This window comes from Bradyrhizobium sp. USDA 4353, assembly GCF_054063215.1.
The window spans coordinates 5,868,747-5,883,139 of the sequence record NZ_JBSSGB010000001.1; the positions used below are offsets into that span (position 1 = coordinate 5,868,747).

At 66.9% G+C, this 14,393-nt stretch carries 12 protein-coding genes; 5 read left to right on the plus strand and 7 right to left on the minus strand.

All coding sequences use genetic code 11. The features are described 5' to 3' along the window. The first annotated feature begins 228 nt into the window (after positions 1-228). The 5 genes from ACVILH_RS26595 (at position 229) to ACVILH_RS26615 (ending at position 6,850) form a co-directional block, all read left to right on the plus strand. Positions 229-1,170 carry a SurA N-terminal domain-containing protein gene (locus ACVILH_RS26595; RefSeq protein WP_456715535.1) on the plus strand — a complete coding sequence of 314 codons (942 nt, stop codon included), beginning with the start codon at positions 229-231 and terminating at the stop codon, positions 1,168-1,170. After that, positions 1,167-2,168 carry a 4-hydroxythreonine-4-phosphate dehydrogenase PdxA gene (gene pdxA / locus ACVILH_RS26600; RefSeq protein ID WP_456715536.1) on the plus strand — a complete coding sequence of 334 codons (1,002 nt, stop codon included), beginning with the start codon at positions 1,167-1,169 and terminating at the stop codon, positions 2,166-2,168. Before ACVILH_RS26595 ends, pdxA begins: the two co-directional genes overlap by 4 nt. Further along, positions 2,165-3,025 (plus strand): 16S rRNA (adenine(1518)-N(6)/adenine(1519)-N(6))-dimethyltransferase RsmA, encoded by an 861-nt coding sequence (rsmA, locus tag ACVILH_RS26605; protein ID WP_456715537.1) that lies wholly within the window; start codon positions 2,165-2,167, stop codon positions 3,023-3,025. Before pdxA ends, rsmA begins: the two co-directional genes overlap by 4 nt. Positions 3,026-3,051: 26 nt before the next feature. Further along, entirely contained in the window at positions 3,052-4,110 is a 1,059-nt protein-coding gene (locus ACVILH_RS26610) for an alcohol dehydrogenase (RefSeq protein ID WP_456715538.1), read from the plus strand. Positions 4,111-4,483: 373 nt separating this feature from the next. After that, a complete protein-coding gene (locus ACVILH_RS26615; protein WP_456715539.1) occupies positions 4,484-6,850 on the plus strand; it encodes a hypothetical protein in 2,367 nt (788 codons plus the stop codon). Between the two features lie 9 nt (positions 6,851-6,859). Here ACVILH_RS26615 and gmk read toward each other — a convergent pair whose 3' ends face one another. The 7 genes from gmk to fabD all read right to left on the minus strand — a co-directional run bounded on the left by gmk (position 6,860) and on the right by fabD (position 14,076). Next, the gene (gene gmk / locus ACVILH_RS26620; protein ID WP_456715540.1) at positions 6,860-7,519 is read right to left on the minus strand and encodes a guanylate kinase; all 660 of its coding nucleotides are present in this window, start codon (positions 7,517-7,519) and stop codon (positions 6,860-6,862) included. A 3-nt stretch (positions 7,520-7,522) separates the two neighbouring features. Further along, positions 7,523-8,410, minus strand: coding sequence for a YicC/YloC family endoribonuclease (locus tag ACVILH_RS26625; RefSeq protein WP_456715541.1), 888 nt, complete (start codon positions 8,408-8,410; stop codon positions 7,523-7,525). Between the two features lie 122 nt (positions 8,411-8,532). Further along, positions 8,533-9,813, minus strand: coding sequence for an endolytic transglycosylase MltG (gene mltG, locus ACVILH_RS26630; protein WP_456715542.1), 1,281 nt, complete (start codon positions 9,811-9,813; stop codon positions 8,533-8,535). A gap of 370 nt (positions 9,814-10,183) precedes the next feature. After that, a complete protein-coding gene (gene fabF, locus ACVILH_RS26635) occupies positions 10,184-11,449 on the minus strand; it encodes a beta-ketoacyl-ACP synthase II (RefSeq protein ID WP_456715543.1) in 1,266 nt (421 codons plus the stop codon). A gap of 221 nt (positions 11,450-11,670) precedes the next feature. Next, positions 11,671-11,910 (minus strand): acyl carrier protein, encoded by a 240-nt coding sequence (locus ACVILH_RS26640; protein WP_006610957.1) that lies wholly within the window; start codon positions 11,908-11,910, stop codon positions 11,671-11,673. A 435-nt stretch (positions 11,911-12,345) separates the two neighbouring features. Then, on the minus strand, positions 12,346-13,083 hold the full coding sequence (gene fabG, locus ACVILH_RS26645; RefSeq protein ID WP_456715544.1) for a 3-oxoacyl-[acyl-carrier-protein] reductase: 738 nt from the start codon (positions 13,081-13,083) through the stop codon (positions 12,346-12,348). 33 nt (positions 13,084-13,116) lie between these two features. Beyond that, on the minus strand, positions 13,117-14,076 hold the full coding sequence (gene fabD / locus ACVILH_RS26650) for an ACP S-malonyltransferase (protein ID WP_456715545.1): 960 nt from the start codon (positions 14,074-14,076) through the stop codon (positions 13,117-13,119). Between the last annotated feature and the right edge of the window lie 317 nt (positions 14,077-14,393).

The window sequence follows — 14,393 nt, forward strand, 5'->3', positions numbered from 1 at the left end:
CGGCTCACCGACCGGGGCTCCCTGGCGCACATGGCCCGTGCCGTGGCCCGCGTGGTTAGGCGCGCGTCCCTGCCCACGGGAAAGCGGCTTCGCGACTATGGGTGAAGGTCTTGAGATCAGAGCGTCGGGCTCGGAACCTGGGTGTCGTAGCACTGCGTCTCTGGGCCGTGCATTGAGAGCCACGGCGCCGCTCCCAATTGGAAACATTGCGAACAGCGAAGCTGAGTCATGACGACTGCGTTCCTCCCTCGCCTTCGAACCCTGGTCCTCTGCGCGCTTGCCGCGCTGGCCTGGGGCTCCGGAATGACGTCCGCTCACGCCCAGAGCATCGTCGTGATGGTGAACGGCGATCCGATCACCGATTACGACATCGAGCAGCGCACCAAGCTGAATTTCCTGAGCACCCGCAAGCAGCAGTCCCGCCAGGAGATCATCAACGAGCTGATCGACGACAAGGTGAAGATCAAGGAAGGCAAGAAGTTCGGCGTGGAGCCAACCTCCGCCGACATCGACCAGTCCTATGCCGGCATGGGCTCGCGCATGCGTCTCGGCGCCGAGCAGCTCACAAAGACGCTCGAGAGCCAAGGCGTGCGGCCGGACACGCTCAAGGCTCGCATCAAGGCCGAGATCGTCTGGACCAGCCTCGTCCGCGGCCGCTACAAGGAGCGCCTGATCGTCTCGGATAAGGAGGTGGCGGCCGCCGTCACCGCCGCGGGCGGCGACAGTGACCAGCAGGGGCAGGCGTTCGAATACAAGATGCAGCCGGTGGTTCTGATCGTCGCGAACTCGTCCAATCAGGGCGCGATGGAGATCCGCCAAAAAGAAGCCGAGGCTCTGCGTGCGCGGGTGCAGAGCTGCGCCGACGCCAACACCATCTTCAAGACGACGGCGAACGCCGTCATCAAGGAGATCGTGGTCAAGACGTCAGCGGATATCCCGCCCAATCTGCGCAAGCTCCTGGATGACACCCCGATCGGCCACCTGACGCCGCCGGAGTCGACCAAGCAGGGCATCCAGATGGTTGCGCTCTGCTCGCGCACGCCGACCACGGTCGACACGCCGAAGAAGCGCGAGATTAAGGAGCAGATGTACGCCAAGAAGTACGAGGCGACGTCGAAGGCCTATCTGCAGGAAGTCCGCAAGGCGGCGATGATCGAATATCGCCGATGACGAAGCCGCTCGCGCTGACGTTGGGCGAACCGGCCGGCATCGGACCGGACATCACCCTGCAGGCCTGGCTGCGCCGGACCGAGCTCGGACTGCCCGCCTTCTACGTGGTCGGCGATCCCGCGTTCCTGGCACAGCGGGCCAGGCTCCTCGATCTGCCGATTGCCATAGCCGAGGTGCGGCCCGAGGAGGCGTCAGGGGCCTTTGCCAGCGCCCTGCCCGTGGTCGCCACCGGCCGTCGTGTCACCGCCCAGCCCGGCCGGCCCGATGCCAGCAGTGCCGACGCCGCCATCGGCTCGATCCGTCAGGCCGTCGCCGACGTCCAGGCCGGACGCGCCGCGGCCGTCGTGACCAATCCGATCGCCAAGGCCGTGCTGTATCGCGCCGGCTTCTCCCATCCGGGCCATACCGAATTTCTCGCCGAGCTCGCCGCAGAGGGCGGAGCCGTCCCGCAGCCGGTGATGATGCTGTGGTCGCCTGATCTTGCGGTGGTGCCGGTGACCATCCATGTCGCCCTGCGCGATGCGATCGAGCAGCTGACCAGCCCGCTGATCACGTCCACCACGCGCATCGTCGCCGCCAGCCTGCGCCGCTATTTCGGCGTGTCACGGCCGCGCATCGCGATGTCCGGCCTCAACCCGCATGCGGGCGAGGACGGCACGCTGGGCACCGAGGAGGACACGATCATCGCGCCGGCGATCGCGACCTTGCGCAACGCCGGCCTGGACGTGCAGGGGCCGCTGCCGGCCGACACGATGTTTCATGCGGCTGCGCGCAAGAGCTATGATTGCGCCGTCTGCATGTATCACGACCAGGCGCTGATCCCGATCAAGACGCTCACCTTCGACGAGGGCGTGAACGTCACGCTCGGCCTGCCGTTCATCCGGACGTCGCCGGATCACGGCACGGCATTCGGCATCGCCGGCAAGGGCACCGCCAATCCCGCGAGCCTGATCGCAGCCTTGCAGCTCGCCGCGCGCATGGCCAGCCAATCGTCATGAGCGCGATCGACGACCTCCCGCCGCTGCGCGAGGTCATCCGCGAGCACCAGCTGTCGGCGCGCAAGGCGCTCGGCCAGAACTTCCTGCTCGATCTCAACCTCACCGCAAGGATCGCGCGCGCCGCCGGTCCGCTGGAGGATGCCACCGTGGTCGAGATCGGCCCGGGCCCGGGCGGCCTGACGCGCGCGTTGCTCGCGCTCGGCGCCCGTCATGTCATCGTCGTCGAGCACGACGAGCGCGCCATTCCAGCGCTGCGGACAATCGCCGACCGCTATCCGGGGCGCCTCGAGATCGTCTGCACGGATGCCCGCACCTTCGATGTCCGGCCGTATCTCGGCAGCACCAAAGCAAAGATCGTCGCCAACCTGCCCTACAACATCGCGACGCATCTGTTGATCGGCTGGCTCTCGGCCGAGCCTTGGCCGCCCTGGTACGACATGATGGTGCTGATGTTTCAGCGCGAGGTCGCCGAGCGCATCGTCGCAACGGAGAACGAGGAGGCCTATGGTCGGCTCGGCGTGCTCGCCAATTGGTGCTGCGAAACCAAGATCCTGTTCGACATCTCGCCCTCGGCCTTCGTGCCGCCGCCGAAGGTGACGTCGTCCGTGGTGCGGCTGGTGCCGCGCCCGTCGCCCGAGCCGTGCGACCGCCGCGCGCTCGAGCAGGTCGCCGCCGCCGCCTTCGGCCAGCGCCGCAAGATGCTGCGGCAAAGCCTGAAGTCGCTGCCCGCGGATCCCGCGCGGCTCGCCGCGGCCGCCGGCATCGATCCGACCCGCCGCGCCGAGACCATTCCGGTCTCCGGCTTTGTTGCCATGGCGCGTGAATTGACCAATAGTCGCAACGATAACAAGACCTAACAACAAGCATTTCAGGGAGAGTCATCATGGCGCTGATGCGTCGTCAGTCGCTCGTCAAATTCGATGCACCGCTGTGCGAGACGATCGTCGAAACTCCGAAGCCGCAGGGCCGCGAAGTTCTGGTCCGCATCGAGCGCTGCGGCCTGTGCCACTCCGACCTGCATATCCAGGACGGCTATGCCGATCTCGGCAATGGCAAGCGCCTGGACACCACGCGCGGCATGACCTTGCCCTTCACGCTGGGTCACGAGATCGCCGGCGTCGTCGACGAGATCGGGCCGGATGTGCCGAAGGAGCTGATCGGCGCGCGACGCGCGGTGTTTCCATGGATCGGCTGCGGCCAGTGCCGCGACTGCGCCAATGGCGACGAGAATCTGTGCGCCAGGCAGCGCTTCCTCGGGGTCTCGATCGACGGCGGCTTTGCCACTCACGTGCTGGTGCCCGACGCGAAGTATCTGCTCGACTATGATCCGCTGCCGGTGAACCAGGCCGCGACCTTGATGTGCTCGGGCGTCACGGCCTATGGCGCGCTGAAGCGCCTCGTCGATCGGCCGCGCCAGCGTAACCTGCTGCTGATCGGTCTCGGCGGCGTCGGCATGATGGGCCTGTCATTCGCGCAGGCGATGTTCAAGCAGCCGATCGCGGTGGCCGATCTCTCCGCCGCCGCCCGGGAGACGGCGCTGCAGAATGGCGCGGCAACGGCCTATGATCCGGCCGAGCCTGATGTGATCAAGCGCATCCTGAAGGAGACCGAAGGCGGCTTCGATGAGGTCGTCGACTTCGCGGGCAATGAGAAGTCGATGGCGTTCGCGGTGTCGGTGGTGGCGCGCGGCGGCAAGATCGTGGTGTCCGGCCTCATGGGCGGCCAGTTCACGCTGCCGATGGTTCAGTGGGTCTACAAGCGCATGACCATCGAGGGCTTCATGGTCGGCACGCTCGCCGAGGGCCATGAGCTGATGGCGCTGGCGCGCGCCGGCAAGATCAAGCCGCCGCCGATGCGCGAGGAGCCGATGGCCGATGTGCAGAAGTGGATCGACGCCTTGCGCGCCGGCCATGTCGTCGGACGGGTCGTCCTGACCAACTGATTAGTCGTGCTCAGCGGGCGGCGGTATTTGGCGCATCCACGCCCGCTGGCGCCTGCTCCGCGCGTCGTTCGCTCAGAGAACGATGAGCCGCTCGCCAACCGCTCTCGTCGCCGATCATTTGTCCACAAACGCCGCGGTTGTCGGACTTTTCGCGCAATCGCCGAGAGTGAAATGCGCGATCGATCTTCACGGATGTGACCGCTTTGGCGCGAGATCGCGGCCGAATTCGCCATGCGACACGCCGTCGCTTGTGGGGAAAATGCCGCACTCGACGACGAAACAACCGAGACAGAATTAATCCGGAATTGCGGCTCATTGCCACCCAACTTGTTTCCGAGAACGCGCCGTTGCGTAAGCGTATCCGGAGTCGTCAATGGCAAGCCGAACGGCAGGAGTTGCATTTGCCATTGCCGTTGGCGTCGTCGGGACGGTCGTGGTCGCGCTGCCGCGTGTAGTGATCGCGGCAGAGGAGTGCCTGACCGAGCCGACGGGAGAGAAGTCCGATGCGCAGCGCTGGTATTATCGTTTCGATCGCGGCACCAACCGCCGTTGTTGGTATCTGAAGGATGCCAACGGCAGCAGCACCGCCGCGTTGGCGCGGCCGGGCCAGCAGCCGGCGCCGTGGGACTTCGCCCAGCCGGCTCCGCCCAAGCTGACGACGCGCCGGACCGACGGCCCTGCCCCCCGCGCGGCGGCCGACGCTCTCGCAGAATCGCCGCAGCCTCGCTTGCGCACCGATCTCGCCGTCAGGGGAACGCCCAAGCCACAGAATGTCGCGATCACGCCGACGACCTTGACGGCCTCGGACGCCAGCCTGCCGCGCGGCCTCGATAGCGCCTCGCCCTGGCCGTCGGCTCCGTCGCCGCAGCAGGCCGAGACGACCAGCGGAGATTCGTCTCCCGCGGCCATGGCCGACGACGGCAATGCCGACATGGACGCCAACGCCGTATCGGCGCCTGACGGCCCGGCGGCCAACATGTCGAAGGCAACCAAGCCGGAAGCGCCGATCCACATGCTGTTGCTGGTGGTGATCGGCGCGCTTGCAATTTCCGGCCTGCTGGCCAGCGCGCTCTACCGGCTCAGCCACATGGGACGGCGGCGGCGCGGCAAGGGGAGCTGGCACGCGGACGCGGCGCGGAGCCGTCGCGCCCGCATGAAGCCACGGAGCAAGCCGCAGCCGTCCGGCCTGCGCGCCGATCGTGGCGGCATGCCTGCCGCGCCCTCTCATGCCGGCAGCAGCCGCAGCGCGCAGCCGGCCTCGGCGCTCGATCTCGCTAGCGCGCGGCTCGCGGCTTCGCAGCCGGAGCCTGTCGAGGCTCGCGGATACCATCCGGGACCCGCGCATCAGCCCAGCAATCACCAGGCCGTCTCGGCGCGCCGGCGTGAGCTCGACGCCGCGTCGGACATGCAGCGGACGCAAAACACGGACGCCGTGTGGCAGGCGGCCGATCAGCTCGCAGAGCACGCCGCGGCACGACGCGCTCCGTCCGTCGCTCCCGACCAGATCGCGGCAACCGCTAAGCCTTCCGCCGCCGCGCCGATCGCGCCTACGCCTGCCACGTCCCAGGCCCAGCAGGCGCAGACCGCTGCGGCCCAGATCGCCGCCGCACAGATGGCGCTGGCCCAGGCCGCTGCGGCGAAGGCGAAGATGGCTGCGGCCCAGAGCAATGCCGTCGCACCTCCGGCTGCATCTGGTCTTGGGGCGTGGAGCGAGCCGGCCGCGAACGAGACTTGGGCCACACAGCGGGCCGCTCCGCCGCAGCCCGCCCAGCCTGCCGCGGCCGCCGAGCCGCCTGCGCCGGTCGATGTCAGCGAGATCGTCACCGCCTTGCGCAAGGCCCGGGCGGGCGAGGCCGCATCGCCGTCCGCGGGCGCCGCACCGCTCGATGCGGCCAAGGTCATCGCCGCGCTGCTGGTGTCGCGCGCCGCCAAGCGGCGCAACGCGCAGTCTGGCGCGGCCGAGACCGGTGAGGCGCCGCAGGCAATCCCTGGCCCCCCTGTTTCGCAGCCGATGGCGGAGGCTGCCGCACCGCAGCCGACCCAGCCACCGCAGCAGATGATGCCGCAGTTGCGCAGCGCGCAGCCCATCGCTCAGTCGGATTTTGCCACGCCCCAGCAAACGGCCGCAGTCTCCGCGCAACCAGCCGCCGCCGATCCGGCGGCCGCGCTGATCGAGACGCTGCGCGCGCATGCGGCACGACAACCGACCTATCAGCCCGACGCGCGTGTCGCCACGGCTGAGCCGGACGCCGTGCCGGAGGAGAGCCGTGCGACCGCCGACGAGGATGATCTCGACGATCCCGCGGCGGCGCTGATCAATCTGCTGCAGTCGCGCTTCTCATTGCCAGAAGATGAGCTGGAGCCGGAGCAGCCGCTCGAGGAAGAGCCCGCGGCGTTCGCGGCCGAAGCTCCGCACAATGTGGCGCACCTGCATGACGATCCCGCCGCGCAACTGATGAGCCTGCTGGAGTCGCGGTCATCGATCCCCGCAGCGGTCCCGCCAGCGGCCGTCGAGCCACCGCGGCAGCGGCCTCAGCACGCTCCGCAACAGCAGCGGCCGCAGCGGGCTCCGCAGCAGCGCCCGCTGTTTGCTCCGACGCCGATCGAGGATTCCACGACGCCGCCGCTGGATTTCATTCCGCGTCCGCCGGCCCTGCGGCCGCGCCCGCGCAATATTCAGCAGGACGAGTCGCTCGACGGCATCCAGGACATCCTGGCGCGTCTCGGCCGCCGCGCGTAAGGCCGCGCGTCAGCTCTCGAGCTGGCGCTGCAGCTCGCGCACGAAGGTCGTCAGCCCGGTGCGGCGCTCGCGCTTCAGCCGCTCGGCCTTGAGGATCGACTGCACCTCGGCAAACGCATCATCGACGTTGCGGTTGATGACGATGTAGTCGTACTCCGCCCAGTGGCTCATCTCATGGCTGGCGCGGCTCATGCGGCCGCGGATGACCTCATGGGAGTCCTGCGCCCGCGTGTGCAGGCGCTTCTCGAGATCGGCGGCCGAGGGCGGCAGGATGAACACGCTGACGACGTCCTGCCGCGCCTTTTCGCGCAGCTGCTGCGTGCCCTGCCAGTCGATGTCGAACAGCACGTCCTGGCCGGCGGAGAGCGCGGCCTCGACCGGACCGCGCGGCGTGCCGTAGCGATTGTCGAACACGGTCGCCCATTCCAGCAGATCGTTGCGCTTGACCATGTCCTCGAAGCGCACGCGATCGACGAAGTGATAGTCGCGGCCGTCGACCTCGCCCGGCCGCATCGGCCGCGTCGTCGCCGAGACCGACATCTGCAGGCCCGTCATGCGCTCGATGAGCATGCGGGACAGCGTCGTCTTGCCGGCGCCGGAGGGCGACGACAGCACGAACATCAGGCCGCGCCGCTCGACCCCATCAAAGCTTCCGTCGTGAGCCGCCATGGATCACTCCAGATTCTGAACCTGTTCGCGAAACTGCTCGACCACGGTCTTCAGCTCGAGGCCGATATTGGTGAGCTCGATGTCATTCGACTTCGAGCAGGTGGTGTTGACCTCACGGTGGAATTCCTGGGCGAGGAAGTCGAGCCGGCGGCCGACCGGCCCGCCCTTACCGAGCATCTCGCGCGCCTGCGCGATATGCGAGGCAATGCGGTCGAGCTCCTCGCGGACATCGGCCTTGGCCGCGATCAGCAGCGCCTCCTGCGCCAGGCGATCGGGATCGAACCGGTCGGACGTCTCCAGCAAGGCGGCGACCTGCTCGGCGAGCCGCGCCTTGATCGCCTCAGGCTTGCGGCCGGGCGACGCCTCGGCGCGCTTCGCCAGCGCCTCGATCTCGTCGACGCGCTGATTGAGGATCTGGCCGAGCGTGTCGCCTTCGCGCCGGCGCATCTCGACGAGATGCTTCAGCGCGGTCTCGAACACGGCGATGGCGGCGTCCGTGGCCGCTTTGTCCTCGGCCTCGTCGGTCTCCGGCTCGGCGACCTCGATCACGCCCTTGATCGACAACAGCCCGTCGATGCTCGGCGCGACCGCATCAATGCGGCCGGACAGCGAGCTCGCGACCTTCACGACCGCGGCCAGCACGTCCTCGTTGATGCGGACCGTCGATCCCGTCTCGGTGCGCTTGACCGTGAGATTGGCGTAGACGGTGCCGCGCGACAGCACCTCGGTGGCGCGCTTCTTCGCGAACGCCTCGACATCGTCCCAGCCCTGCGGCAGCCGCACCCGGACGTCCAATCCCTTGGCGTTGACGGACTTCAACTCCCACTCGAACGAGTAGGGACCGCTTGCCCCGTGGTGACGGGCAAAGCCGGTCATGCTCGACAGCGCCATTTCGTCAATGTCTCCGGCAAATCAGCAGCGGGCGACAGACTCGCCCGCCAAAAGTGCGCGAACCTTACGGCCTTTTGGCCAAATGTTAAGCCCGGTTCTGCGCGGCCGGCATGCGTGGGAAATTATTGCTGAACGACCGGCGGACTCGGCTGGGCCGCGCCCTGACGGGCCCCATTGGCGGGCGCCGCGCCTCCGGTTGCACGGGGAGCCGGCGGCCGTTTGGCCCCGGCCGGCGCACGCGGCGCGGTCGCGGCGGCGGCCGGATCAGCCGCCCCGCCAGCCACCGCAGGTGGCGCCTCCTCCGGCTCGACGGTGTCGTTCTGGGTCTGCCGCTCCATCGCCCTGAGCTTTGCGACGTTCTTCTGGTGAAGATCGTAGGTCTCGGTGAAGGCGTGGCCGCCGGTGCCGTCGGCGACGAAATACAGATCGCGCGTGCGCGCCGGGTTCGCGGTCGCCTCCAGCGAGGCGCGCCCGGGATTGGAGATCGGACCGGGCGGCAGGCCCTCGATCACATAGGTGTTGTACGGCGACGGCTGAGTGATCTCGCTGCGCTTGATCGGCCGGCCCAAAGTGCCCTTGCCGCCGACTAGGCCATAGATGATGGTCGGATCTGACTGCAGCTTGATCCGCTGCCTGAGCCGGTTCACGAACACCGCAGCGACGCGGCTGCGCTCGTCCGGCTTGCCGGTTTCCTTCTCGACGATCGACGCCAGCGTCACCAGTTGCTCCGGCGACTTGACCGGCAGATCCGGGCTGCGGCGCTCCCAGATCTCGGCCAGCACGCGCTTCTGCGCCTGCTGCATGCGCTGGATCACCTGGTCGCGGCTGGTGCCGCGCGGGAACTTGTAGGTCTCAGGCAACAGCGTGCCCTCGCGCGGAATTTCGCGCACGCTGCCGGTGAAGATCTCGTTGTCAGATAGACGGGCGACGATCTGCTCCGAGGTCAGGCCTTCGGGAATCGTGACGCCGTGCTGCACGACCTTGCCTTCGACGATCACGCCGATGACCTCGCGCAGCGATGCGTTCTTCTGAAACGCATACTCGCCGGGCTTGAGGTCGGAGCTGGCCTTCAGCGCGTAGACGCCGCCGATGAAGATCCAGGGATTGACGTCGATCACGCCCTCGCGCGCGAGCACGTCGGCGATGTCGCGCTTGCCGGCGCGCTGCGGGATGTTGACGATCTTGTCGTCCTGCAGCGGACCCGGTGCTTCGAGAATTTGACGGCCATAGTAATAGGCGGCGCCGGCGCCGATCATCGCCAGGATCAGCAAGGTGATGATGGCATTGCCGACCACGACGAACGGGTTACGCGCCCGCTCGGAGCGACGAGGCGGTGGCGGCACTCGTTCGGGCTCCAGCGCTGCGCGCGGACTACGGGGCGAGATGGGCGGCCGTTCACTCATCGATGCAACCTTCAGTCCTGTCGCTCTCGTCGTGGCCGCGCGCACCCCACGCAACCGACCCGCAGTTCTCGCCCATCCCTAACGATTCGTCATCGAATACGGCGAAAAGGTGTTTTCGCCTGATATCGCCGCCTTGAACATCCGCGTACCGCGTCGGCGCTCGACCGCCTCGCGGAGGACACGCGAAGTGTTGGGTTCTAGTGTGGCTGTAGTCGGAAATCCGCGTGACAAACTGGCAACAGCCCGGCGCGGCGATCCGTCCGTCCTCACTAGTTCATGATGCGTTTCGGCGGAAACGCATCATGATCTTATCTCTTTGTTTGAGCATGATCTTTTCGGAAAACCGGTTTCCACTTTTCCGGATCATGCTCTAGTTCACCACGCGCCGCAGAATCACGGACGCGTTCGTGCCACCGAAACCGAACGAGTTCGACAGCGCCACATTGATCTCGCGTTGACGCGGCTTGTGCGGGACGAGGTCGATCGCGGTTTCCACCGACGGGTTCTCCAGATTGATCGTCGGCGGCGCGATGTTATCCCGAATCGCGAGAATGCTGAAGATCGCTTCGACGGCGCCGGCCGCACCCAGCAGATGACCGATCGACGATTTGGTCGAGGACATCGAGATCTTGGAGGCGGCATTGCCGAGCAGGCGCTCGACGGCGCCGAGCTCGATCTCGTCGCCGACCTGCGTCGAGGTGCCGTGAGCGTTGATGTAGTCGAGGTCGGCAGCCGTCATGCCCGCCCGCTTCAACGCCGCGCTCATGCTGCGGAAGCCACCGTCGCCATCCGGCGAGGGTGACGTGATGTGATAGGCGTCGCCAGACAGGCCATAGCCGACGACCTCGGCATAGATCCGCGCGCCGCGCGCCTTGGCATGCTCATACTCCTCGAGCACGACGACGCCGGCGCCCTCACCCATCACGAACCCGTCGCGGTCCTTGTCGTAGGGCCGCGAGGCCCGCTCCGGCGTCTCGTTGAAGCCGGTCGAGAGCGCGCGTGCCGCGCAGAAGCCGGCCATGCCGATTCGGCAAATCGGCGATTCGGTTCCGCCGGCCACCATCACGTCGGCATCGCCGAGCGCGATCAGCCGGCTGGCGTCGCCGATGGCATGAGCGCCGGTCGAACACGCCGTGACCACCGAATGGTTGGGCCCCTTCAGGCCATGCTCGATCGAGACATAGCCGGAGGCGAGATTGATCAGGCGACCGGGAATGAAGAACGGCGACACCTTCCGCGGGCCGCGCTCCTTGAGCAGGATCGCGGTGTCGGCGATGCCGGACAGGCCACCGATGCCAGAGCCGATCAGCGTGCCGGTGGCGCAGCGGTCCTCTTCGGTCGCGGGATGCCAGTTGGCGTCATCGAGCGCCTGGCGCGCCGCGGCCATCGCGAAGATGATGAAGTCGTCGACCTTGCGCTGGTCCTTCGGCTCCATCCACTGGTCGGCATTGAAGGTGCCGTCGGAGCCATCGCCGCGCGGGACCTGACAGGCCACCTTGGCGGGCAGATCGGAGACCTCGAACGTTCCGATCACACGCGCGCCGCTCTTGCCCTGGAGGATTCGCTGCCAAGTCGTTTCCACACCGCAGCCAAGCGGCGAAACCATGCCAAGGCCCGTGACGACAACCCGCCTCATGTTCGTTTCTCCAGACCCGCTATCGAGCGCGGTGACATCGGCTGACCGCCGTCGCGGCACCTCGGGTCAATCGTTCGAGCAACATTTTCTGGCATCGCAGCGCGCGCGAATCGCGCATCGCCGACGGCCAAATGACGGCTGATCTCGACGCCGCCAACAGCAAGAAACCGGTCGACCGCACAAGACGGATCGGCCGGTTTCGCGCAACTCTCGCCGGAGCGTCAGCTCTTGGCGTTCTTCTCGAGGAACTTGGTGGCGTCGCCGACCGTCAGGATGGTCTCGGCGGCATCGTCCGGAATCTCGCAACCGAACTCTTCCTCGAAGGCCATGACGAGCTCGACCGTGTCGAGGCTGTCGGCACCGAGGTCGTCAATGAAGCTCGCGTTGTCGACCACTTTCTCGGGCTCGACACCAAGGTGCTCGACCACGATCTTCTTAACCCGCTCGCCAATCTCACTCATCGTTCAACCTCGTGCTTGTTCCTTTAAGACCCGACCCCCGGATGAACAGCGTCATCCCGGCCGCTAAACTTCCTTCGCAATCGCGCAAAACCAGATTTGCCCCGCAGCGCCCCTTTACCGAAGCTTGGCCGACGACGTGCGGTCCGCAAACTTAGGAAACGGGGCCACTCACAACTCCAATCCTCACTCCACCAGTCCGGTACGCCTTCGACCCAGAGCGCTCAAACAGGAACCCGGATCAGCAGCACCAGCCGACGGAGGCCCGGCGAACGATGGCAGCTCGCCCCGCCAATATACAGGGTTTGGAAATCCTGCAATGGCGTTCTTCGTGCCCTCATGAGCGGCCCGGTTACCATACACGTAAATCATTGGCCACACGGCCCGGAATGGTTGTTGGCGACGTCTTTTCGCCGCATTCCGAGCCGCGGAAGCCAGCTAGATCATGGCCATGCCGCCGTTGATGTGGATGGTCTGTCCGGTGACGTAAGCCGCCTCGTTGGAGGCGAGGTACACCGCAGCTGCAGCAATGTCCTCGGGGGTGCCCAAACGCGCCGCCGGGACCTTGGCCAGGATGGATTCGCGCTGCTTGTCATTGAGCGCATCCGTCATCGGCGTCTTGATGAAGCCGGGTGCGATGCAGTTGGCGGTGACGCCGCGCTTGGCATATTCGGCGCCGAGCGTCTTGATCATGCCGATGATGCCCGCCTTGGACGCGGTGTAATTGCCCTGCCCCGGATTGCCGGTGACGCCGACGATCGAGGTGATCGCGATGATGCGGCCGAAGCGCTTGCGCATCATCAGCTTGGTCGCCGCACGCGACAGGCGGAAGGTGGCGGTGAGGTTGACCTTGATGACCTCGTCCCAATCCTCGTCGCGCAGCTGGACGAACAGGTTGTCACGGGTGATTCCCGCGTTGGCGACGAGAATGTCGACCTGCCCCATCGCCTGCTCCGCAGCCGGCACGAGCGCCTCGACCTCGGCCGCGTCCGACAGGTTGCAGGGCAGCACATGAACGCGGCTACCCAGCTCGCCTGCGAACGTCTCAAGCACCTCGCGCCGGGTGCCGGATACGGCAACGGTCGCGCCCTGGGCATGCAAGGCCTTGGCAATCGCATTGCCGATGCCGCCGGTCGCGCCGGTGACCAGCGCGGTCCTGCCACTCAGATCGAACATCTCAACTCTCCTCACTGCCGCTGACGCGGCCCTTTACGATGCTTTCGCCGCGGCCAGCGCATCCCTGGCGGCTGCAATATCCCCGGGTCCGCCGACGGCGACGCCGACCGCGCCATCCGCGATCCGCTTGACCAGGCCGCTGAGCACCTTGCCGGCGCCGATCTCGAAGAAGCGGGTGACACCCTGGCCGGCCATATAGGCGATCGATTCGCGCCAGCGCACCGTGCCCGTGACCTGCTCGACCAGGCGACGGCGAATCTCGTCGGGATCGGTGATCGGCGCAGCCAGTACGTTGGAGATCAGCGGGGATGCCGGCGCCTTGATGATCACCTTCGAAAGCGCCTCGGCCATGACCTCGGCCGCCGGCTGCATCAGCTGGCAGTGGAACGGCGCAGACACCGGCAGCAGCATGGCACGCTTGGCACCCTTGGCGCGGGCGATCTCGACCGCGCGGTCCACCGCGGCCTTGTTGCCGGACACCACCACCTGGCCACCGCCATTGTCATTGGCCGCCTGGCAGACCTCGCCCTGCGCCGCCTCTTCCGCCACGGCCACCGCAGCGTCGTAATCCATGCCGAGCAGCGCTGCCATCGCGCCAACGCCTACCGGCACAGCCTTCTGCATCGCGAGCCCACGGGTCCGCAGCAGGCGGGCGGTATCCGCAATCGTCAGGCTGCCGGCGGCGGCCAGCGCCGAATATTCGCCGAGCGAATGGCCGGCGACGAAGGCCGCGTCCTGGCCGACCGAAAAGCCCGCCTCGGCCTCCAGCACCCGCAAGGTTGCCATCGAGACCGCCATCAGGGCAGGCTGGGCGTTCTCGGTGAGCTGCAGGGTTTCGGCGGGACCTTCCCAGATGGTGCTGGTCAGCTTTTCACCGAGCGCCGCGTCGACCTCATCGAACACCGCGCAGGCGGCCGGAAATGCGTCCGCCAGCGCCTTGCCCATGCCGACGGCCTGGGACCCCTGCCCCGGAAAAGTGAATGCTGCCGTCATGGCCGCTCCCTGAACGTTCCAAAATCCCTGGAATTGAGTAACTTTGGCCGGAAAGACACTGGCCGGGGCTTCGATGTCAAGCGCGTGACGGGCGCATTTCGACCACTTTCCCTTGCCTCGCCGGCGAAAATCGGTATAAGGCCCGCCATCCGTGGATCCCGAGCCGGGAGCTGAACGGACGGTCCCAGCAAATCCGCTTTGCTCGTTCTTGGGGATGTACCCTCTCCAGGATGTCCAGGCGACTTTGATGTGGCAGGGCCAGTCGGCCCGTCGTCCCGTGTTCCCGCCTTCTGAGCTGACGTCTGCGAGTCCTTTCC